Below are 20,781 nucleotides of genomic sequence, written 5' to 3' on the forward strand. Positions count from 1 at the left end.
GCGGCGAGGCGGGCTTGGGTGCTTGCCTCGCCGTCTCTGCGCGTCGAAAACCGGCCGGTCAACCTCGGAGGACGGGATGAAGGGCAGGCTGATCACGGTGGTCGGCGATTCGGGCGCGGGCAAGGACACGCTTCTCGGCCTGGTCCAGGATCGGTTGCGGGAGGATGCCCGGTACCGCTTCGTGCGCCGCTTCATCACCCGGCCCGCCGAGACCATCCGCCACGCCGGTGCGGAGGATCACCTGCCGATCTCCGGCACGGCCTTCCGGGAGGCACTGGCCACAGGCGCCTTTGCCCTGCACTGGGAAGCGCACGGCCTTTCCTACGGCATCCCGCGCGACATCGAGACTGATCTGACGGAAGGCCGCGTCGTCGTGGCCAATCTGTCGCGGACCGTGCTGGAGGAGGCCAACCGGCGCTATCCGTTGCTCGTCCTGCTGATGACGGCGCCGCTGGCGCTCAGGGCGGCGCGCCTCGCCGCGCGGGGGCGGGAAAGCCAGGAGGAGGTCGCCCGCCGCCTCGGCCGCACGGCGCCGCTCGCGGCCGGGCTCGAGGTGATTGAGATCGCCAATGATGGCACGCCCGAGGCGGGCGCCGCCCGCCTGCTGGCCGCGCTCCACCGGGCATCGGCCGCGGCGGCGATCAGCCGGCGAGCCTGAACCGCTCCAGAATCAGGAAAGGTTCGCCCGGCCCGGCCTGGGCGAACAGGCATACCTCCCGCACCCGCCGGGGCCGGCCCGCGGCGGTGCCCAGGGCCGCCTCGGCGGCCGGGCGCAGAATATCGGCCTCCCCGGGCGTCAGGCGGCGGGACAGCGTCATGTGGAAGCGCCAATCCTCGAAGACATGAGGATAGCCCCAGCGGTACAGGTGGCTGCGCTGCCGCTCCGCCAGCCGCTCGGGCCTGCGCCGCGCGACCTCGGCCTCGGTCAGAGGCGCCCGGCAGGGCTCCAGCATCTCGACCGCGGCATCGGCGAGAGCCTGAAGGGCGGGGCAGGAGTGGCTTTCCCGCAGCGCCAGGAAGCCATCCAGATCCGCCACCACGAGGGGCGGCAGGTCGAAGGGCGCGATCCGCCCCGCGAGGTTCTGGGCGGCCTCGCGAACTCCCGCCTCCGGGATGGCGGGACGGAAGGGCGCCTTCAGCGTCGCGTGGAAACCGTATCCGCGCGCATCGGCCGTCACCTCGGCCAGATCCAGCCCGGCGATGGAAGGCTGAGGCAGCGCAGCGCCCGTCTCCGCGTCCCGGCCCAGCCAGGCGGAGGCCGCGGCATGCAACGGATCCTCCCGCTCCGGGGCCCAGTAGAGCGCCAGCCGCGCGCTCATGCGATGCGGCTGCCTTCGCGCCACACGCTCCGCACCACGGGGATGCCGTCCAGCGGGCGCAAGCGGACCAGATCGGCGCGCCGGCCTGCCTCGAGCCGCCCGCGGTCCTGCATCCGCAGCATGCGGGCCGGCGCGTCGGTGATGGTGGCCACGGCGGCGGGGAGGCTGATGCCGGTCTGCGCCGCGGCGCGCCAGACGGCCTCGATCATGGCCGGCGGGACATAGTCGCTCGCGAACACATCCACGAGCCCGGCCCGGACCAGATCGGTGGCGGCGACATTGCCGGAATGGCTGCCGCCGCGGACGATGTTCGGCGCCCCGGCGATGATCTCCATGCCATGGCGCCGCGCGCTCCTGGCCGCCTGCAGCGAGACCGGGAATTCCGAGATGAGCACGCCATCGGCGGCGTTGCCGGCGATCTCCTCCTCGTCCCAGTCGTCGTGGCTGGCCAGGGGCAGGTGGCGATGCGCCAGCCGGTCCAGCAAGGCGCGCCGCTGGGGCCCGCGCAGCCGCTCGCGCTGCTCCAGCAGGTTGGCGATCCGGCGGTCCACCTCGTCGGCCGACAGGCCGCCCCGGAGCCGCATGGCACGGTAGCGCTCGACATCGACATACTGCCCGACGCCCGGCGAGTGATCCATGAGGCTCGCCATGCGCACGGCCGGATGGTCGGCCACCCGCTCCAGCAGGGGCAGCAGGTCGGGCGCCGGCAGTTCGCAGCGCAGATGCAGGAAATGCTCGCTCTTCAACAGGCCGGTCGGCGCCAGGGCATCGAGGTCGGCCACCCCGTTCAGGAAGGTTTCCGTACGCTCGGCATCGAAGCCAAGGTCGCCCAGGCACAGCGCGTCCAGCACGGTGGTGACACCAGCGGCCGCCGTCTGCGCGTCATGCGCCAGGAAGGCCGAGCGGGAAGGCCACCGGGCCGCCGAGCGGGGCAGGACCTGGCGCTCCAGATTGTCCGTATGGACGTCGATGACGCCCGGGATCAGGTGGTCGCCCTCCAGGTCGATGGCCCCCGGCAACCGGCTCGGGCCGGGCTGGAGCTCGGCGATCAACCCGTCCCGGACCAGGAGGGTCCCGGCCTCCACGCGATCCGGCAGGACCAGCAGGGCGTTGGTTAGAATGGTTTCGGCGGTCATGCGGCGTCCTGGATGGGCAAGACTTCAAGAAGGCGGTCGGCGACCCTGTCGCGCACCTCGGTATCATGGAAGATGCCGATGATGGCGGCGCCGGCCCGCTTGGCCTCGGCGATCAATGTCATCACGACCTCGCGGTTGGCGGCATCAAGGCTGGCTGTCGGCTCGTCGAGCAGGAGAATGGGGTAGCCGGGGCCGAAGCCGCGGGCAAGGTTGACGCGCTGCTGCTCGCCGCCCGAGAAGGTGGCGGGAGGAAGGCCATGCAGCCGTTCCGGCAGATTCAGCCGGAGAAGCAGGTCGCGGGCCCGGCTCCGGGCGGCCTCGGCCGCCATGCCGGCGGCGATCATGGGCTCCGCCACGATGTCGAGGGCACCGACACGCGGGATGACCCTCAGGAACTGCGAGACATAACCCAGGGTGCGGCGCCGTATCTCCCGCATCGCCCGGGCATCGGCGGCGGTGATCTCCACCGGCTCGCCCTCGTGCCGCAGCCAGATGTGGCCATGCTCGGCGCCGTAATTGCCATAGAGGCATCGCATCAGCGTGGACTTGCCGGCCCCCGAGGGGCCCGCCAGGGCGACGCATTCGCCCGGCATCACGCTGAACCCGACATGGGCCAGCACCGGGATTCTCAGCCCCCCCTGCAGATGCAGGCGGAAGCTCTTGCCGAGATCTTCGGTCCAGAGGGAAGCCGTCATGCCGCCAACACCGATGCGACGAGAAGTTGTGTGTAGGGATGCTGCGGATCGTCGAGCACCCGATCGGTCAGCCCATGCTCCACCACGCGGCCGTGGCGCATCACCAGGATGCGGTGCGCCAGGAGGCGCGCGGCGGCGATGTCATGCGTGACCAGGAGCACCGCGATGCCGAGATTGGAGACCAGCCCGCGGATCAGGTCGAGGAGGCGGGCCTGGACCGAGACGTCGAGCCCGCCGGTCGGCTCGTCCATGAAGACGAGGCGCGGGCGGGTCACCAGTGTCCGCGCGATCTGCAGTCGTTGCTGCATGCCGCCGGAGAAGTCGCGCGGCAGGTCGTCGATGCGCGTGGCGTCGATCTCCACCCGCCGCAGCCAGTCCAGCGCCTCCGCGCGGATATCGCCGTAGTGGCGCGCGCCCACCGCCATCAGCCGCTCGCCGACATTGCCGCCGGCGGAGACGTTCATGCGCAGGCCGTCGCGCGCATGCTGGTGCACGAAGCCCCAGTCGGTGCGCATCAGGCGGCGCAGCGCCGCGGCGCTCATGTCATGCACCGAATGGGCCATGCCCTCCAGGTCCCGATAGACCACCTGGCCCGCATCGGGCCGCATCTGCCCCGACAGGACGCGCAGCAAGGTGGACTTGCCGGAGCCGGACTCGCCGACGATCGCCACGACCTCTCCGGGATGGATGTCGATCTGCACATCCTCGAGGGCACGGATGGCGCCGAAGCGCAGGGCCAGGCCGGAAGCCTCCAGAAGAGCGCCGCTCATGCCGCGTCCTCCGTGCGGGAGGCCTGCCGCTCCTCGCAGTAATCGGTATCCGAGCAGACGAACATGCGGCCGCCGCGATCGTCGGTCACGACCTCGTCGAGGTAGCTGTCCCCGGCTCCGCAGAGGGCGCAGCAGCCCTTGGCGCGGTGCGCGCGGAAAGGATGATCCTCGAAATCGAGGCTGCGCACGGAGGTATAGGGCGGCACGGCATAGATGCGCTTCTCGCGGCCGGCGCCGAAGAGCTGCAGCGCGGGCATGCGGTCCATCTTTGGATTGTCGAAGGCCGGGATCGGCGAGGGCGACATGAGGTAGCGCCCATGCACCATCACCGGATAATTGTAGGCGATGCTGATCTCGCCATGGCGCGCGATGTCCTCGTAAAGCTTGACATGCATCACGCCATAATCGGCGAGGCCATGCATGCGCCGCGTCTCTGTCAGGCGCGGCTCCAGCCGGAACATCGGCTCGGGCATGGGCACCTGATAGACGATGATCTGCCCTTCCGTGAGCTTCGCCTCCGGAATGCGATGGCGCGTCTGGATGATGCTGGCCTCCCTCGTCCGGGTGGTCACCGCAATCCCCGCGACGCGCCGGAAGAAGTGCCGGATCGACACCGCGTTGGTGGTGTCATCGGCGCCCTGGTCGATGACCTTCAGGACATCCTCCGGCCCGAGCAGCGAGGCGGTCACCTGGATCCCGCCCGTCCCCCAGCCATAGGGCAGCGGCATCTCGCGGCCTCCGAAGGGCACCTGGTGTCCGGGAATGGCGACGGCCTTGAGGACGGCGCGGCGGATCATCCGCTTGGTGTTCTCATCCAGGTAGGCGAAGTTGTAGCCCGGGTCGGCGGTCATTCCGCGGCCTCCACGGATCGGGGTTCTGCCGCGGCGGCCTCCCGCAGGCGGCGCACCACTTCCAGCTCGCTCTGGAAGTCGACGTAATGCGGCAGCTTGAGGTGCTCGACGAAGCCGGTCGCCTCGACATTGTCGGAATGCAGCATGACGAATTCCTCGTCCTGGGCGGGTGCCGCGCGGTCCTCGCCGAGAGCGCCGGCCTGCAGGGCTCGATCCACCAGGGCCATCGACATGGCCTTCCGCTCGCAGCGACCCAGCACCAGACCGTAGCCGCGCGTGAACTGCGGCGGCTGACTGCGCGAACCGTGGAACTGGTTGACCATCTGGCATTCGGTGACCTCGATCTCGCCGAGATCGATCTCGAAGCCAAGCTCCGGCGGAACCATGGAGACGGTGACCAGCCCCTGCCGGATCTCGCCGACGAAGGGGTGGCTGTTGCCGTAGCCCCGCTGGGTCGAATAGCCGAGGCTGAGCAGGAAGCCTTCGTCGCCACGGGCCAGGTTCTGCAGACGGGCAGAGCGATCGGCCGGAAAGCTTTGCGGCTGGCGGGTCAGGTCCGTCGGCTCTTGGCCGTCCTCCGGCTCCCGCGCCATCAGCCCCTCGCGGGACAGCAGCTCGGTGACATGCGGCGCGGCAGGTTGCGGCTCGGCTGCCTGGGGCGCCGCCTCCGGCGCGGCGTCCGGACGGGCGAGAGAGAAGTCCAGCAGGCGATGCGTGTAGTCGTAGGTCGGGCCGAGCACCTGGCCGCCGGGCAGATCCTTGTAGGTGGCCGAAACCCGGCGGTTGAGCCGCATGGCGGCGGTGTCGAGGGGCCGCGCATAGCCGAAGCGCGGCAATGTGGTGCGGTAGGCACGCAGCAGGAAGATCGCCTCGATCAGGTCGCCCTGCGCCTGCTTGATGGCCAGTGCCGCGAGGCCCCGGTCGAGGCAGGACCCTTCCGCCATGACCCTGTCCACCGCGAGACCAAGCTGCTGCTCGATCTGCGCGATCTCCAGCTCGGCGGTGACCGGATCGCCCCGCCGGGTCTCGCCAAGCCAGGCATGGGCGTGGCGAATGGCCTGCTCGCCGCCCTTGACCGCAACATAAGCCATGGCCTCAGCCCTCCCGGATGCGCAAGGTGCGGGGCAGGGCCGCCAGATCCCGGCCCGCGCAGAGGATGGCGTCGACGCCACGCGGGAAGGCGCGGCCCATCTCCGTCCATTCGCCGAGGAAGGATGCCGGCGCGTCGCGCACCTCGAGCCGATGCTCGCGCTCGATGCCGGGGCCCGACAGCCGCCATCCCGCCTCGCCGCGGAGTGCGGCGACCTGCCAGATCAGTGTCGCGCCGGCCTGCGGGTCCTCGTCGCTGCCCGCCGGCAGGGCCGACAGGGGCGGGGGGGCGCCGACGATCAGGGCGAAGGCCGCCTCGCCCGGCTGCGGGACGATGGGGCAGCCGCAATGGAAGCGGATCCAGTCGGCCGCCTCGCCTCCGACATCGGTGAAGAGCGGTGTCTCGGCATCCACCAGGGTCAGCAGAACCGCGGCGGTGGCCGGAGCCAGTGGGGCAGGCGGGCTGGGTGCCGCCTCGAGGCGCTGGATGCGGCCGGGGCGGCTCATGGCTTCCAGGATGGCGCGGAAACTCGCCTGCGCATCCAGGACAGGATCAGCGAAACCGGGGCGCATCAGCGCATGCTCGCCATGGTGAAGAACTGCACGCGCGTCGCGGCGGCCTTGCGCGCCGTGGCTTCGGCCTGGGCGGCCTGCGCAGCGGCCAGGGGCGCGATCACGCCCGAGAGGAGAGCCGGACGGCGCTCGGGATCCTGCAGGGCGGCATCCAGCACGGCGGCCAGCTCCGCCTTCCGGTCGTCCCGGCCCAGGATATAGGCGTGTCCCATCCGCCCATCGGACAGGGTGATGCTGCAGCGGGTGACGACGGCTTCCGACAGGTTGAAGGCGGCGCCGTCACCGCCGGCACGGCCTCGCAGCATGATCAGGCCCGTCTCGGGGCCTCGCAGCCGGGTGTGAGACGGCAGGGGTGGCAAGGCTTCAAGGTGTTCGGTCATCTCCGCCGCGCTCGACCGGGCCAGGATGCCCATCCAACGCCTTCGTTCGCCGTGGTCCTGAGGAAAATCTGACAAGGCAGCCTCGGGGTCTGTTGAGATGTCTAGACGACTAGATATCCGATCCCCTACAGTCAATCCGAATTTGCCACCTCACCTCAGGATGAAGCTTGAAGCTTTGATGACGACGCAGAACTCGGCCAAAACCCTGGCGCGTGGTGAGGGCGTCGCCCTGTGGCGCCAGATCGCCCAGTCGCTTGAGCGAGGCATGGCGGAAGGTACCTTCTCGCCCGGTGAACGCTTGCCGACCGAGGCAGCGCTCGCGGCTCGGCACGGCGTCAACCGCCACACCGTCCGTCGCGCGCTGGATTCCCTGGCGCTGCGGGGCCTGATCCGGATCGAGCAGGGGCGAGGCTCCTTCGTCGCCGACGACATGCTCGACTACCCCCTCGGGCCGCGCATCCGTTTCTCGGAAGTGATCCGCGCGCAGAATCGCGAGCCCGACGGGCGCATCCTGCGCCTGCTGGAAGTCCCGGCCGAACCCTCCGTGGCCGAGCCCCTGCGGATAAGGGTGGGCCGGCCGGTGCTGCTGGTGGAGCGGCTGGGCCTCGCCGATGGCCGGCCCGTGGTGCTGGGGCGCCATCATTTCGTGCTGCCCCGCCTGGCGGGACTGGCCGAGGCCCTGCGCGACCAGGCTTCCATCACCACTGCCCTCGGCCGCTGCGGCATCGCGGACTACCGGCGCCGCTGGACCCGCCTGACGGCTCGCCTGCCGGAGGCCGAGGAGGCGGAGCGTTTGCAGCAGGCCCGGCTGCGGCCGGTCATGCAGGCGGAGGCGCTGAACGTCGATCCCTCCGGGGAACCGATCGATTACACCCTGTCATGCTACGCCGCCGGGCGCGTGCAGGTGGTCATCAGTGACGGCGGCGGAGTGGATTCATGAAGGCTTGGGTGATTTCCGGCGGCCAGCTCCTCCGGGACAACGCGCTGCGGAACGAGGATCTGTTTCTCGGAGGCGGCGTCGTCCTGCCAGACCCGGCAGCGGGCGCCGCGAGGCTCGATGCCCAGGGATTGCTCATCCTGCCCGGTATCGTCGATATCCACGGGGACGCGCATGAGCGGCAGTTCCAGCCCCGGCCCGGAGTCAGCTTCCCGTCCGCTCTCGCCCTGCGCGATTCGGAGTCCCAGATCCTTGCCGCCGGGATCACGACGGCCTTCCTGGGGGTGACGCTGTCCTGGGAGCCCGGCCTGCGATCGGTCGCGGCCTGGCGTCAGATCCTGCAGGCGCTGGAGGCGGCCAGACCCTGGCTGTCCGCCGATCTGCGCGTGCATCTGCGCTTCGAGGCCGACAACCTGGATGCCTTGGAGGAGGCGCTGGCGGATATGGAGGCCGGCCGGGTCGATCTCCTCGCCTTCAACGACCACACGCCCAGCATTGTCCGGAAGCTTCAGGACGAGCGCCAGGCCGCCAAGTACGCGGAACGGGCCGGCATCGGCTTGGACGCCTTTCGTGACCTCGCCCGGGCTGCCATGGCCCGGCGGGCGGAGGTGCCGGAGGCCCGCAGGCGGATGGCGGAGATGGCGCGGCGTCTCGATCTGCCAATGGCCAGCCACGACGAGGCCAACCTTGACGAGCGCGAGGCCTTCCGCGCCCTCGGCGTCGGCATCAGCGAGTTTCCCATGGCCGAGGCCGTGGCCGAGGCGGCGCAGCGGGCGGGGGAGGCGGTGGTGATGGGAGCGCCCAATGTCGTGCGCGGCGGCAGCCATCTGGGCTGGGCCAGCGCGGCGCCGTTGGCGGAGCAGGGGCTGGTGACGATCCTGGCCTCGGACTACGTCTGGCCGGCGCTTCTGGAGGCGGCTTTCACCCTGCTCGATCGGGGCAGGCTCGACCTGCCGGCTGCCTGGGCTCTCATCAGCGGCAATCCGGCCCGTGCCGCGGGGCTGCGGGACCGCGGCGACCTCCTGCCAGGCATGCGTGGGGATGTCGTGGTGGTGGATCCGGCGCGGCGGGCGCCGGTTGCCGTCTTCTGCGCCGGCCGATTGGCCTGGGCCCAGGCTGAATTCGGCTCACGGCTGCGGCAAGGTTGATGAACAAGAAAAGGGCGCCGTTGCCGGCGCCCTTTTCTTGTTAGCTCCCCGGACTGAATGAAGAAACGAACTTCTTACCCGAGATTCCCCGAGAAACTACGTGGAAACTGCACGCGAAGCAAAGGAAGCGTGATCGGGAACGAGCGGAGCGTGTACGTCTTGCTGGGAGGCCTCCTCCTCCCCTGAGGTCGCGGGCTGTTGCGCTGGCTCTTCAGAAGGGAGAGGTTCGAACGAAGGATCTGACCGATATTGGTGTCCCTCGTTGCTACTTGTCTCGCATGTGCGACGAGGGGTTGCTCGTAAAGGTGGCTTATGGACGTTACCGGGCTGCACTTCCTGATGCTGCTTGAGCGCGCATGTGGCAGCCGAAAAATTGAGGCCGGTGGCGCTGGCACGCCTGCCGCTCCACGCCTCTTCATGCTGTCGCGGCGGTCGCCTGCGCAGAAAGGAAGTCGATGAAGGCACGTAGCGGCGGTGGTAGGTGGCGGTTCCGAGGGTGGTAAAGTGTCCACCCTGGAAAGGGCGGGCACCAGTCATCAAGCAGGCGTACCAGGCGCCCGGCATCAAGATGGTCAGTGATCGTCGCTTCGGTGATAAAGGCCAGACCGGCGCCATCGAGCGCGACCGCGATCAACAGGTCCGCGTCATTCGTGGACAGCGGAGCGTCCAGCGATAGCGCCACCTCTTTCCCCGCTCGCGAAAACTCCCGGTGGCGGCGGCCGCGGCAAACTATCCGACCCGCGCCGTGACGATCATGGTGGCCTCGCCGCGGGCGGCTCGGTCGATCTCGTCGCGCGCCTCGTCGCGCAAGGGCTCAGCGATGAGCTTGGACAGAGTTTCGTCGTCGAGAACCGCGCGGGCGCTGCCGGCACCGTCGGCCACGCCGTCGTGGCGCGCGCCAAGGTGGCTGTCGCCCGCAAGCTGGCCGTCGTGTTGCAGCCGATGTGATGCGATGGCACCGAATCCTGCTGGAGCCGAGAGGCGACCGTGGCGTAGTTCGCCGGAGCGGCTACGGAAAACCGGCACCCGAAGTCCCATCGTGGGGACGAGGCCGAATGAGGTCGCAACAGCCGCCGTGCCAGCATCCGCTGAGCCCGCTTGCTAGATTAACCCGCCCAGCCTTCCTGACCGTAGCCTTTGGCGCCCGCCCATCGGCTCGACGAGTTGCTGCCGTGGAACTGGAAACCCAAACTCGACGCCGCCTTTGTTCAAGCGGCTTGACAGTGGCGCCGACCAACAAAGTCCACCACGTCCTCGCCATCGCGCGCATGGCGGCAATACTCGGCGAGGACGAGGACCGGCATTGGATCGTCGCTAACGAAATGGATCGGGAAGATGGGCTGATCTGGGTCTGCGGCTCCGGTGACGACGCATCATGGCGTTCATTGACTTCGGTATCGAGATGCTTCGTGAACTCGTCGAGATCCACAAAGCCGATCCTGAGCTACTCAAGCGCCCCGGGACGCCGGGATAGGATGACTGCGTCCCACGCCGAATGGCTACCTGCCAACCGCCGCCTTTTCGAGCCGATCGGCAATATCCCTCACGCCAAGGCGGAGGCGCGCTACTATGCACCACAGGAGGTCACACCCCTGGCGGCATGACCCACACCGAACAGCCTCCGGCAAACCCGGCGCGGTTCAAGGATCGCTGCGCCGGCGCATCCGATAAGAAGCACCAGAACGCACTCTTCTGCATGAAACCCTTCTGCAGCATCCAGACCCCGAGGTGAAATTCGCCGCCGCCGGCTGACCAGCTTTCCGCCGGGGGCTTCCGCGGTTGAGCGATGCTGCTTCCGTGACTGGAGACTTCCGTGGTTCAGGCGCAAGCCTGAAACTGCGGTGAGAACAACGGGAGGAAGCGGTGAGCAGCGTCGTGCAAACAGCCAAGGTCATGGTCCGCGAGGTTGGCCCGCGGGACGGCCTGCAGATGGCCAAGGCCGTGATGAGCACCGGCGACAAGCTGGGCTGGATCGCCGCCATGGCCGCCAGCGGCCTGCGCCAGATGGAGGTCGCCAGCTTCGTTCCCCCTGCCGCGATGCCGCAGATGGCGGACGCGCCGCAGCTCGTGGCCGCGGTGCGCGCCGCGCATCCCGGCCTGCATGTGGTGGCGCTGGCGCCCAACCTGCGCGGGGCGCAGAACGCCGCCGCCGCCGGGGCGCAATCCATTCTCCTGCCGGTGTCCGCCAGCGAGGCGCACAGCCGCGCCAATGTGCGGCGCTCGCGCGCCGAGCAGGTCGCCGAGGTCGCGCGGGTGGTGGAATGGGTGCGCGGGCTGGGCGAGGGCGCGCCGCGCATCGAGGCGGGGATCTCCACCGCCTTCGGCTGCTCGCTGCAGGGCCAGGTGCCGGCGGACGACGTGCTGCGGCTTGCCGCCGAGCTGGCGGCGGCGGGAGCCGACGTGATCGCCCTGGCCGATACGCTGGGCTATGCCACGCCCTCGCAGGTGCGGCAGCTGGTGCGCACGGTGCGCGCCGAGGTCGGGCCGGCGCGCTTCGGCAACCTGCACCTGCACGACACGCTGGGCATGGCCATGGCCAACACCCTGGCGGCGCTGGAGGAAGGCGTGCGCGGCTTCGACGCGGCGCTGGGCGGGCTGGGCGGCTGCCCCTTCGCCCCCGGCTCGGTCGGCAACGCGGCCACCGAGGACCTGGTATACCTGCTGGAATCGGAGGGCTTCGCCACCGGCATCGATCTCGGCGCGCTGATCGCCGCGCGGGAGGCGCTGCGCCAGGGCCTGCCGGAGGAGAAGCTGCATGGCCGCGTCGCCGCCGCCGGCATTCCGCGCACGTTCCGCGCCACCCTGCCGGCGCCCGCCATCCGGCCATCGGCGGCGCCGCTGGCCGGCATCCGCGTGATCGAGTTCTCCCACATGGTCATGGGGCCGAGCTGCGGCATGGTGCTGGCCGATCTGGGCGCCGAGGTCATCAAGATCGAGCCGGCGCCGGCGGGCGACAACACGCGCCGCCTGACCGGCCCGGCGCTGGGCTTCTTCCCGACCTTCAACCGCAACAAGCGCTCGCTCTGCGTGGATCTGAAGCGCCCCGAGGGCCTGGCCCTGGTGCGCAGCCTGGCCGCCGGCGCCGACGTGCTGGTGGAGAATTTCCGCCCCGGCGCGATGGACAAGCTGGGCCTCGGCCAAGCCGCCTTGGCGGAGATCAATCCGCGCCTGGTCTACGCCTCCTGCAAGGGCTTCCTGCCCGGCCCCTACGAGCATCGCGCGGCGCTGGACGAGGTGGTGCAGATGATGGGCGGGCTGGCCTACATGACCGGCCCGCCGGGGCGGCCGCTGCGCGCCGGCTCCTCGGTCAACGACATCATGGGCGGCATGTTTGCCGCCATCGCCATCATGGCGACGCTGCGCCAGCGCGAGGTGACGGGCCTGGGCGGACTGGTGCAGTCCGGGCTGTTCGAGACCAACATGGTCTTGACCGCGCAGCACATGGCGCGCGCCGCGCTGGAAGGCAAGGAACCGGAGCCGTTTGGTGACCCGGACATGCGCAAGCCCTGGCCGCTCTACGACATCTTCGACAGCGCCGAGCCCGGCGCGCAGGTTTTTGTCGGCGTGGTGACGGAGACGCAGTGGCGGGGCTTCTGCGAGGCCTTCGGCCTGCATGACCTGCGCGACGACCCGCAGCTCGCCGGCATGCGCGCTCTGGCCGCCAATCGGCCGCGCATCCTGCCGCGCGTGGCCGCGCTGTTCGCCCGCCTGCCCAAGGCCGAGCTGATGGCGCGGTGCGAGGCGCTCGGCCTGCCCTTCGCGCCCATCGCCAAGCCCGGCGAGCTGCTGGACGATCCGCATCTGCGGGCCTCGGGCGGGCTGCTGCCGGTGGACCTCAGCGGGGCCGAGGCGGCGCCGCGCGACGTTCAGGCGCGCGCCGATGCCGGCTTGCCGGGCCTGCCGGTGCTGCTGCCGGGCGGCCGCCCCGCGCTGCGCCGCCAGCCGCCGCGCGTCGGCGAGCACAATGCCGAGATCGCGCGCGAAGCCGGGCTGAGCGAGGCCGAGATCGCCGGCCTGACGGCCAGGGGCATTCTGGCGGTGCCGCAGGCGGCACCCGCCGCCGCCGAGTGACCAAGGATCCGCCCCCGCGTCACGAGGGCGGACATCAAGAAGCACGAGGAACAACAGGAATGCACGATCATCGCCTCACGCGCCGCGGCCTTGCCGCCGTGCTCGCCGCGCCAGCCCTGCTCGCCGCGGCCCGGCCGGCCCGCGCCGCGCAGCCCTGGACGCCCTCCAAGCCGATCCGGATCGTGGTGCCCTTCACACCGGGTCAGGCCAACGACATCTTCGCCCGCCTGCTCGCCGACAAGGCCAGTGAGCTGAGCTGGCCGCAGGCCCGGGTGATCGTGGAGAACCGCGCCGGCGCCGGCGGCACCATCGGCATGCAGAGCGTCGCGCAATCGCCGCCGGATGGCAGCACGCTGGTTTTCGGCAGCCTAGCCACCCTGGCTATCAATCCCGCGGTCATGTCAAACGTGCCCTACGATCCGGAGCGCGACTTCCTGCCCATCATCCGCATCTTTGAGGGGCCGCTGGTGGTGGTCGTGCCGGGCAAGAGCCCGGACCGGAGCCTGGCCGATCTGGTGCGGCGCATCAGGAGCGGCAACCTCACCTATGCTTCCAGCGGCCCGGGCACCACGGGGCATCTTGGCACCGAGCTGTTTCTGCAGGGGCTCGACACGCGGGCCACCCACGTGCCCTATCGCGGCAGCGGCCCGGCTTTGACCGATGTTTCCTCGGGCGCAGTGGATTTCAGCTTCGAAAGCGCCGCCGCCACCCTGCCGCTGATCGCTTCGGGCATGCTCCGCGCCCTGGCCGTCAGTTCGGCGGATCGGGTTCCCGGCATGGACCTGCCGACAGTGGCCGAGGCCGCCGGGTTGCCGGGCTACAGCGTCAGTGGTTCGGGCGGTGTGCTGGCGCCGGCCAGAACGCCGCCCGAAGTGGTCGCTGGCCTGCATGCGGGCTTTGCTAGGGCGATGACGGATGCCAAATTGCGGGCACGTATCGCCGAGGCCAGCACCAGGCCGTTGTCGGAAGGACCGCAGGAATTTGCTCGCTACTGGAGTTGACCCGGTTTCGTGGATACCCCGAGGCTTGAGATGGAGGTGTCGAAGATGCCGAAATTCAGGGTGCCCTACCCGCCAGAGTTCCGGCGGCAGATGGTGGAGTTGGTCCGATCGGGACGAACGCCGGAGGATCTCTCCCGCGAGTTCGAGCCGACGGCGCAGTCGATCTGGAACTGGGTTCGTCAGGCTGAGCGCGACGGTGGAGCTCGCAAGGATGGCGGCGTGAGCAGCCCGGAGAGGGAGGAGCTGACGAAGCTCCGGCGTGAGAATCATCGCCTGCGCCAGGAGCGCGACATCTTGGCAAAGGCGGCGGCCTGGTTCGCGAGGGAGAGGACCCCGAACGGGTCTTCGAGTTCATGAGCGCGCACCAGGCCGAATTCGCCATCGCCACCATGGCCCGCGTGCTGGGCGTCTCTGCGTCCGGCTACTACGCATGGCGCAGCCGACCGGCATCAGCTCATGCCATGAGCGACGCGACCCTGCTGCGCCGGATCCGCACCATCCATACGGCCTCTCACGGCACCTACGGCGCGCCGCGGGTGCACGCCGAATTGCAAGCCGAGGGTACTGCCGTGGCCCGCAAGCGGGTGGCGCGGCTGATGCGCGGCGCCGGGCTGCGCGGCGTCTCCAGGCGCCGCTTCCCGACGACGACGCAACGGGAGCCGCGCCACAGGCCCGCCAACGACCTCGTTAGCCGCGACTTCCGCGCGGCAGGTCCGAACCGGCTCTGGGTGGCCGACATCACCTACGTGCCGACCGCGGCGGGCTTCCTGTTCCTCGCCGTCGTTCTCGATGTCTGGTCGCGCCGGATCGTCGGCTGGGCCATGGCGACTGACCTGCGCACGCGCCTCGTGCTGGACGCGCTCGACATGGCGGTGACGACGAGGAAGCCCGCCGATGTCGTCCACCACTCTGACCAGGGCAGCCAGTATACGTCGGTAGCCTTCGGCTTCAGATGCAAAGAGGCGGGTGTGCGCCCCTCCACCGGCTCGGTCGGTGACGCCTATGACAACGCCATGGCCGAAGCGTTTTTCGCCACTCTCGAGTGCGAACTCCTGGACCGGCGCAGCTTCAGATCCCAGGCCGAGGCCCGGATGGCGGTGTTCGCCTTCATCGAGGGCTTCTACAATCCCACAAGGCGCCACTCGGCCCTGGGCTACCTCTCGCCCATCGAATACGAAGCCAGAGCCATGGCCGAGAACGACTAATCCTTACCCACTAACCGTCTACGGAAGTGGGGCAACTTCACTACATCCATGACGAGCGGCGGAAATGGGCGGAGGTGGCCCGGCGCGGCAACATCCGCATCGAGTGAAAGCGTCATGGCGACCGGCCAGCGGGGCGGCTAGGCGATGCGGCCGCGCCCGGACTGAGTCGCGCTCGACATTCTGCTCGCCACGCTACGGCTCGGCAGCGTGACCAAGGCGGCTGGGGCGTGCGGCATCGCGCCCCGCCGCCGCCACGCGGCTGCGGCTGTTAGAGCAGGATTTCGGCGTGACGCTGCTGGAGCGGCGCCCGCAGGGGGTCCGGCCCACCGTGGCGGCCCAGGCCATGGCGCAGCATGCCGGCGCCCTGATGAATCTGGCAAAGCGGCTGGAAGGCGACATGCAGCCGTTTGCCGGCGGCGGCTACGGCACGGTGCGCTTCCATGCCGCCCATTCGGCCCTGGCGGGGCACGGGCTGGCGGCCGAGCTGACGTGCTTTGCCGCCGCGCGGCCAGGCGTGCAGGTCGAGATCCGCGAAGGCGGCAGCCTGGCCATCCTGCACCAGCTGGCAGAGGGCGACATCGACCTGGGCATCGTCACCATCGCCGAAGCCGTGCCAGAGGGCTGCGAGGCATGGCCGTGGCGCAGGGACCGGCTGATGGGCGTGCTGCCGCTTGACCACGCCCTGGCGGCAAGGCACGGTTGCGCTTCCCGGCCCTGCTCGACCTGCCGCTGATCCGCGTCATGGAGGGCGGGGCGCTTGACCTGCTGCTGGAGGAGCAGGCCCGACGCATCGGGCGCACGCTGCGCTACCATCTGAGCGTCGGCAGCCTGGATGCCTGCCATCACCTGATCGCCGCCGGCCACGGCATCGCGATCATGCCCGAGGGCGTCTGCCGCCGCTATGAAGCGCTGCTGCACCTGCGCTGCGTTCCGCTGGCGGAGGATTGGGCGGTGAGGGAGCTGCGGCTGATGTCGCGTCCGGAAGGGCCCCTCCCGTCCCCCTCGCGGCTGCTGCGGGACCATCTTCTGATCGGCTGAGCGTGCGCGGGCGGTGCACGCCCCCTGCGCCACATGCTTCTTCTGCTGCCCGGGCGGGCGCGCATGATGGGCCGCAACGCCGCCCATCCGAGGCGGCGGCATGAGGAGCTGCGCCCATAGCCAGCCCCGTCATCGACGTCCACACCCACATGTTCTCGCCGCGCTGGCTGGAGATGCTGGCGCAGCATGGCGGGCCGCATCTGTCCTACCGGACCAACCCGGCTTCCGGGAAGATGTGCATCTTCAAGGACGGCGCGCCGTTCATGACGCCCACCCCGGCCATGAGCGATGACGACCTGCGAATCCGCCGCATGGATGAGGCCGGGGTGGATGTGGCGATCGTCTCACTCACCTGCCCCAACGTGTTCTTCGGCAGCGGCGAGATCAGCCTGGCCGCGGCGCGCGACAACAACGACCCCATGGCCGAGGCGCAGAGCCGCTACCCCGACCGCATCCGCTGGTTCGCCTCGCTGCCCTGGCAGTTCGCCGAGCTGGCGGTGGCCGAGCTGCAGAGGTCCCTGTCGCAGGGTGCCTCGGGGGTGGTGGTGCTGGGCAACATCGCCGGCCAGCCGCTGACCGACCCGCTCTTCGCCCCCGTCTGGCCCGCCATCGACGACCGCGCCCTGCCGGTCTTCATCCAACCGACGGCGCCGCCGGGTGTGGCGGCCATGGGCATGGACCAGTCCCACCTGACGCCGCCGGGAACCGTAGACCCGATGGAGCGGCTGGCGCCGGTCGTGCAGCTCGGCAGCGGCCCGCTGGTGATCTTTGCCCAGCCCGGCCTCGGCGGGCCAGGGTCGGACCGGCCTGGTCCGGGCGGGGCCGGTCTGGCGACGGTGATTGCCCTGGCCCGCGCCCGGCCGGACGAGCTGACCTACGGCGCCAACAACACCACCAGCGCGCACTACCTGATCTCGCAGCTGCTGCAGCGCCACGCCGGCATCCGGATGCGGCACATCCCCTATGCCGGCACCGCGGCGGGCCGCATCGATCTGTTGTTCGGTCAGTGGTCGGGGGTGGATACGGAAACGGCCGCCAGCGGCGCCCGCCTGCTGGCGGTGACCACGGCGCGGCGCTTCCCGGCCCTGCCAGCGGTTCCGGCCGTGGCGGAAACCCTGCCCGGATTCGACCAGGCTGTATCTTACGGGCTGATGGCGCACGAGCAAACGCCGCCGCGCCTGGTGGCCTTGCTGGCGGCGGCGGCGGACGGGGCGCTGCGCCAACCCGACCTGCAGGAAAGGTTGATCGGCACCGGGTCGTTTCCGGCCGGCGGCGGTCCGGCGGACTTCGCCGCCCTGATCGGCCGGCAACGCGAGGGGCTCGGTGAGGTGATCCGCGCCCTCAACCTTCGGCCGGAGGGCTGACAGGCTGCTTCAGCATCTTCGGGAGAGGCTTCGCCCCTCCCGGGCCCGCCCCCACCCAAGGGCTGCAACGCGGCGGCGCTCGACCGCCCTTCCGGCACCGAAGATCTTCGCGCGGCATTGCCAGCGGAGGCTGACGGCCATTCACGCCTTTTGCATCACGCGTGCAACGTCTCGGGGATGGCGAATTCGGCCTCGGTCTTCTCGCGCACCTCGTCGAGCGTCACGCCCGGCGCCAGCTCTACCAGCACCATGCCGCCGCCCTGGCGGTCGATGGTGAAGACGGCGAGCTCGGTGACGACCATGTCCACCACGCCCTTGCCGGTCAGCGGCAGGGTGCATTCGCGCAGCAGCTTGGGCTTGCCGCCGGCGGTGTGCTCCATCAGCACCACCACCTTCTTGACGCCGGCGACGAGGTCCATGGCCCCGCCCATGCCCTTCACCATCTTGCCCGGGATCATCCAGTTGGCGAGGTCGCCGTTCTGCGCCACCTGCAGCGCGCCCAGGATGGAGATGTCGATATGCCCGCCACGGATCATGGCGAAGCTGTCGGCGGAGGAGAAGAAGCTGGTGGTGGGCAGCGCCGTCACGGTCTGCTTGCCGGCGTTGATCAGGTCGGCGTCCTCGTCCCCCTCATAGGGGAAGGGGCCCATGCCGAGCATGCCGTTCTCGGATTGCAGCTGGACGTTGATGCCGTCCGGGATGTGGTTCGCCACCAGCGTCGGGATGCCGATGCCGAGGTTGACGTAGAAGCCGTCCTCCAGCTCGCGCGCGGCGCGGGCGGCCATGTCGTCGCGGGTCCAGGCCATGGCTGCTGCTCCTCAGGCGACGTTGCTGTTGGCGGGGTTGAGGTCGGTCACGCGCTTGCGGACCGTGCGCTGCTCGATTCGCTTCTCGTAGCCCTCCGGCAGCTTGACGATACGCTTCACGTAGATGCCGGGGGTGTGGATCTGGTCGGGGTCGATCTCGCCCGGCTGCACTAGGTGCTCGACCTGCACGACGGTGACCTTCGCCGCCGTCGCCATCATCGGGTTGAAGTTGCGCGCGGTCTTGCGGAAGACGAGGTTGCCCTCGGTATCGGCCTTCCAGGCGTGCACGATGGCGAGGTCGGCGAAGATCCCGCGCTCCATCACATAGGTCTCGCCGTCGAACTCGCGCGTCTCCTTGCCTTCCGCGACCTGCGTGCCGACGCCGGTCCTGGTGAAGAAGGCGGGGATGCCGGCGCCGCCGGCGCGGATACGCTCGGCCAGCGTGCCCTGCGGGTTGAACTCGATCTCCAGCTCGCCCGCCAGGTACTGCTCGGCGAAGGTTTTGTTCTCGCCGACATAGGAGGAGATCATCTTGCGGATCTGCCGCGTCTTCAGCAGCAGGCCGAGGCCCGCATCGTCGATGCCCGCGTTGTTGGAGACCACCGTCAGGTCCTTCACCCCGGAATCGCGGATCGCCTCGATCAGCAGGGCGGGGATGCCGCAGAGGCCGAAGCCGCCGGCATGGATCAACATGCCGTCGCGCAGCACGCCTTCCAGCGCGGCCTTGGCATCCGGGTAGACTTTCCGCATCGCCATGGGAGCTCTCATGCTTTCTCGTGTTTCAGCCCGGCAAGCCCTGCCTACCGGGCGCGGCAGCGCCGGAGCCGATGACCTCACGGCATTCTCAGGGCGGCGCATCGGCCGAGCGGTTCAGGTGGTCGAACAGCAGGCGCACCGCGCGAGGCAGCAGGCAGGAGGGCCGGGAAACCAGCCGCAGCTGCCGCCTGGCCCAGGGCTCCGCCAGAGGCACGCCGCGCAGGCCAAGGGCGGTCTGATACGGCCCGGCAACGCCGTCCGGCATCACCGTCAGCCCGTGGCCGGCGGCGACCAGGCGGCGCGCCGCATCCGTGCTGGCGACGCGAAAGCGGTAATGCAGCGCCCGCCCCAGCAAAGCCGCCTCCTGCTCGAGCAGCAGAGCCAGGGCGCCGCCCGCCTGCACGCCGATCAGCGGCTCCGCCAGCACATCGGCGAAGCCGAGTTGGGCGTGGCGCGCGAAGCGGTGCCCGGCCGGCAGCAGTACCAGCAATCGGTCGGTGTGCCAGAGCTCCGCCTCAAGTCCGGCCGGCAGCGGCACGCCGCTGGTGATGATCCCGAGATCGGTGCGGCCCTGCAGCAGCGCGTCCAGGATCGGCCGCGTCGTTTCTTCCTGCAGCTCCACAGAGATGCCAGGTCGGGCGGCGGCAAAGGCGGCAAGATCCTCGGCCAGACGGTGGCCGGACAGGGCCGAAGTCGTGGCCGAGAGCCGGACGCTGCCGCTGCCGCCGCCGGCAAAGGCGCGCAGGTCGTCCGACAGCCGCCCGGCCTGGTCGAGCAGCGTGCTCGCATGCCGCGCCAGACGCTCGCCGGCGGCGGTGGGCCGGACGCCGCGGGCGCTGCGTTCCAGCAGCGGCACGCCGCAATCGGCTTCCAGATCCTGCACCCGGCGGGCGGCGGCGGAAATGGCGATGCCGCACTGCTCGGCGGCGCGGCTGAGGCTGCCGAGTTCCACCGCGGCCAGAAAGATCCGCAGGGTGACCCAGTCAGGCGGCGTCAAGGACGCTGCCCGTCATTCGGCATCGGCCTGCCGCTCCGGCGCCGCGTCCCGGAAGGCCGGAAGCGCGGCGCAGGCCGCCTCGGCGGCGCCGATCTGGGGCAGGCCCGAAAGGTCGCAACCGAAGCGGCGCGCATTGCCGAGCTGCGGCACCAGGCAGAGATCGGCCAGGCCCGGCGCCTCGCCGAAGCAGAATGGGCCGGGCTGACCGGCGAGCAGCGCCTCGCAGGCGGCCAGCCCCTCGGCGATGGTGTCGCGCGCCCAGGCGGTGACCGCTTCCTCCGGCAGGCCGAGGCCGCGCAGGCGGGACAGCACCTTGAGGTTCTGCACCGGGTGGATGTCGCAGGCGATGGCCAGGGCGAAGGCGCGCACGGCGGCGCGCGCGTCATGCCCCGGCGGCAGCAGCGGCGGCGCGGGCCAGCCCTCCTCCAGCCATTCGCAGATGGCGAGGGATTGCGTCAGCACCGCGCCACTGTCGGTTTCCAGCGCCGGCACCAGCCCCTGCGGGTTGAGCCGCAGGAATTCCGGCGCCCGCTGCCCGCCATGGCGCAGGTGGTGAAACGCCTGCCCGGCCGTCAGGCCCTTGAGGTTCAGCGCGATGCGCACCCGCCACGCGGCGGAGGAACGGAAATAGCCGTGCAGCTTCAT

22 protein-coding genes and 1 pseudogene are annotated in these 20,781 nt (G+C 70.2%); 10 read left to right on the plus strand and 13 right to left on the minus strand.

All coding sequences use genetic code 11. The annotated features are described in order from the left end of the window. Window positions 1–76: 76 nt before the first annotated feature. Window positions 77–658 carry a phosphonate metabolism protein/1,5-bisphosphokinase (PRPP-forming) PhnN gene (gene phnN, locus ACF3NH_RS15625; RefSeq protein ID WP_422924009.1) on the plus strand — a complete coding sequence of 194 codons (582 nt, stop codon included), beginning with the start codon at window positions 77–79 and terminating at the stop codon, window positions 656–658. On the opposite strand, the gene ACF3NH_RS15630 is transcribed toward phnN, so the two are convergent. The 8 genes from ACF3NH_RS15630 to phnG are packed head-to-tail and all read right to left on the minus strand — an operon-like array spanning window position 642 to window position 6,948. Beyond that, entirely contained in the window at window positions 642–1,319 is a 678-nt protein-coding gene (locus ACF3NH_RS15630) for a DUF1045 domain-containing protein (protein ID WP_422924011.1), read from the minus strand. The genes phnN and ACF3NH_RS15630 overlap by 17 nt on opposite strands. Next, window positions 1,316–2,455, minus strand: coding sequence for an alpha-D-ribose 1-methylphosphonate 5-triphosphate diphosphatase (locus tag ACF3NH_RS15635; RefSeq protein WP_422924013.1), 1,140 nt, complete (start codon window positions 2,453–2,455; stop codon window positions 1,316–1,318). Before ACF3NH_RS15635 ends, ACF3NH_RS15630 begins: the two co-directional genes overlap by 4 nt. Continuing rightward, window positions 2,452–3,150 carry a phosphonate C-P lyase system protein PhnL gene (gene phnL, locus ACF3NH_RS15640; RefSeq protein WP_198367811.1) on the minus strand — a complete coding sequence of 233 codons (699 nt, stop codon included), beginning with the start codon at window positions 3,148–3,150 and terminating at the stop codon, window positions 2,452–2,454. Before phnL ends, ACF3NH_RS15635 begins: the two co-directional genes overlap by 4 nt. Further along, window positions 3,147–3,920, minus strand: a complete 774-nt coding sequence (phnK, locus tag ACF3NH_RS15645) for a phosphonate C-P lyase system protein PhnK (RefSeq protein WP_198367812.1) — start codon at window positions 3,918–3,920, stop codon at window positions 3,147–3,149. Before phnK ends, phnL begins: the two co-directional genes overlap by 4 nt. Next, window positions 3,917–4,771, minus strand: a complete 855-nt coding sequence (locus ACF3NH_RS15650; RefSeq protein ID WP_422924016.1) for an alpha-D-ribose 1-methylphosphonate 5-phosphate C-P-lyase PhnJ — start codon at window positions 4,769–4,771, stop codon at window positions 3,917–3,919. Before ACF3NH_RS15650 ends, phnK begins: the two co-directional genes overlap by 4 nt. Then, window positions 4,768–5,862, minus strand: a complete 1,095-nt coding sequence (locus tag ACF3NH_RS15655; protein WP_422924018.1) for a carbon-phosphorus lyase complex subunit — start codon at window positions 5,860–5,862, stop codon at window positions 4,768–4,770. Before ACF3NH_RS15655 ends, ACF3NH_RS15650 begins: the two co-directional genes overlap by 4 nt. Before the next feature lie 4 nt (window positions 5,863–5,866). After that, window positions 5,867–6,433 carry a phosphonate C-P lyase system protein PhnH gene (gene phnH, locus ACF3NH_RS15660; RefSeq protein WP_422924020.1) on the minus strand — a complete coding sequence of 189 codons (567 nt, stop codon included), beginning with the start codon at window positions 6,431–6,433 and terminating at the stop codon, window positions 5,867–5,869. Further along, window positions 6,433–6,948: a phosphonate C-P lyase system protein PhnG gene (gene phnG / locus ACF3NH_RS15665; protein WP_422924022.1), complete on the minus strand. Its 516-nt coding sequence runs from the start codon at window positions 6,946–6,948 to the stop codon at window positions 6,433–6,435. The genes phnH and phnG overlap by 1 nt, the downstream gene beginning before the upstream one ends. A gap of 43 nt (window positions 6,949–6,991) precedes the next feature. Here phnG and phnF point away from each other — a divergent pair, with 43 nt between their 5' ends. Then, window positions 6,992–7,753 carry a phosphonate metabolism transcriptional regulator PhnF gene (gene phnF, locus ACF3NH_RS15670; RefSeq protein WP_422924024.1) on the plus strand — a complete coding sequence of 254 codons (762 nt, stop codon included), beginning with the start codon at window positions 6,992–6,994 and terminating at the stop codon, window positions 7,751–7,753. Beyond that, entirely contained in the window at window positions 7,750–8,898 is a 1,149-nt protein-coding gene (locus ACF3NH_RS15675; RefSeq protein ID WP_422924026.1) for an alpha-D-ribose 1-methylphosphonate 5-triphosphate diphosphatase, read from the plus strand. The genes phnF and ACF3NH_RS15675 overlap by 4 nt, the downstream gene beginning before the upstream one ends. Window positions 8,899–9,313: 415 nt before the next feature. On the opposite strand, the gene ACF3NH_RS15680 is transcribed toward ACF3NH_RS15675, so the two are convergent. Then, window positions 9,314–9,580, minus strand: a complete 267-nt coding sequence (locus ACF3NH_RS15680) for a LysR substrate-binding domain-containing protein (protein ID WP_422924028.1) — start codon at window positions 9,578–9,580, stop codon at window positions 9,314–9,316. Between ACF3NH_RS15680 and ACF3NH_RS15685 the strand changes: the two genes are divergently transcribed. The 7 genes and pseudogenes from ACF3NH_RS15685 (at window position 9,571) to ACF3NH_RS15715 (ending at window position 17,577) form a co-directional block, all read left to right on the plus strand. Next, the gene (locus ACF3NH_RS15685) at window positions 9,571–9,846 is read left to right on the plus strand and encodes a tripartite tricarboxylate transporter substrate-binding protein (protein ID WP_422924813.1); all 276 of its coding nucleotides are present in this window, start codon (window positions 9,571–9,573) and stop codon (window positions 9,844–9,846) included. The two genes, ACF3NH_RS15680 and ACF3NH_RS15685, sit on opposite strands and share 10 nt — an antisense overlap. A gap of 224 nt (window positions 9,847–10,070) precedes the next feature. Further along, window positions 10,071–10,502: a hypothetical protein gene (locus ACF3NH_RS15690; RefSeq protein WP_422924847.1), complete on the plus strand. Its 432-nt coding sequence runs from the start codon at window positions 10,071–10,073 to the stop codon at window positions 10,500–10,502. A 259-nt stretch (window positions 10,503–10,761) separates the two neighbouring features. After that, a complete protein-coding gene (locus ACF3NH_RS15695) occupies window positions 10,762–12,969 on the plus strand; it encodes a hydroxymethylglutaryl-CoA lyase (RefSeq protein WP_422924030.1) in 2,208 nt (735 codons plus the stop codon). 59 nt (window positions 12,970–13,028) lie between these two features. Next, a complete protein-coding gene (locus ACF3NH_RS15700) occupies window positions 13,029–13,970 on the plus strand; it encodes a Bug family tripartite tricarboxylate transporter substrate binding protein (RefSeq protein ID WP_422924032.1) in 942 nt (313 codons plus the stop codon). A gap of 45 nt (window positions 13,971–14,015) precedes the next feature. Beyond that, window positions 14,016–15,175, plus strand: a protein-coding gene (locus ACF3NH_RS15705; RefSeq protein WP_422924805.1) for an IS3 family transposase whose coding sequence is annotated in 2 segments (ribosomal slippage) — window positions 14,016–14,277 and window positions 14,277–15,175 — 1,161 coding nt in all. Because the reading frame shifts where the segments join, the coding sequence is not laid out codon by codon here. A 220-nt stretch (window positions 15,176–15,395) separates the two neighbouring features. Beyond that, window positions 15,396–16,213, plus strand: a pseudogene (locus ACF3NH_RS15710) (LysR substrate-binding domain-containing protein). 131 nt (window positions 16,214–16,344) lie between these two features. Further along, a complete protein-coding gene (locus ACF3NH_RS15715) occupies window positions 16,345–17,577 on the plus strand; it encodes a tripartite tricarboxylate transporter substrate-binding protein (RefSeq protein ID WP_422924815.1) in 1,233 nt (410 codons plus the stop codon). A gap of 155 nt (window positions 17,578–17,732) precedes the next feature. Here the strand turns inward: ACF3NH_RS15715 and ACF3NH_RS15720 are convergent, their stop codons facing one another. The 4 genes from ACF3NH_RS15720 to maiA form a co-directional block, all read right to left on the minus strand. Then, window positions 17,733–18,383: a CoA transferase subunit B gene (locus tag ACF3NH_RS15720; protein WP_422924034.1), complete on the minus strand. Its 651-nt coding sequence runs from the start codon at window positions 18,381–18,383 to the stop codon at window positions 17,733–17,735. Between the two features lie 12 nt (window positions 18,384–18,395). Next, window positions 18,396–19,133, minus strand: coding sequence for a CoA transferase subunit A (locus ACF3NH_RS15725; RefSeq protein WP_198368398.1), 738 nt, complete (start codon window positions 19,131–19,133; stop codon window positions 18,396–18,398). Between the two features lie 94 nt (window positions 19,134–19,227). Then, window positions 19,228–20,136, minus strand: a complete 909-nt coding sequence (locus ACF3NH_RS15730) for a LysR family transcriptional regulator (protein WP_422924036.1) — start codon at window positions 20,134–20,136, stop codon at window positions 19,228–19,230. A 12-nt stretch (window positions 20,137–20,148) separates the two neighbouring features. After that, entirely contained in the window at window positions 20,149–20,781 is a 633-nt protein-coding gene (gene maiA, locus ACF3NH_RS15735; RefSeq protein WP_422924038.1) for a maleylacetoacetate isomerase, read from the minus strand.

Origin of the sequence: Pseudoroseomonas sp. WGS1072, assembly GCF_049340465.1 — a bacterium.
In the GTDB taxonomy this organism is placed as follows: Bacteria; Pseudomonadota; Alphaproteobacteria; order Acetobacterales; family Acetobacteraceae; genus Pseudoroseomonas.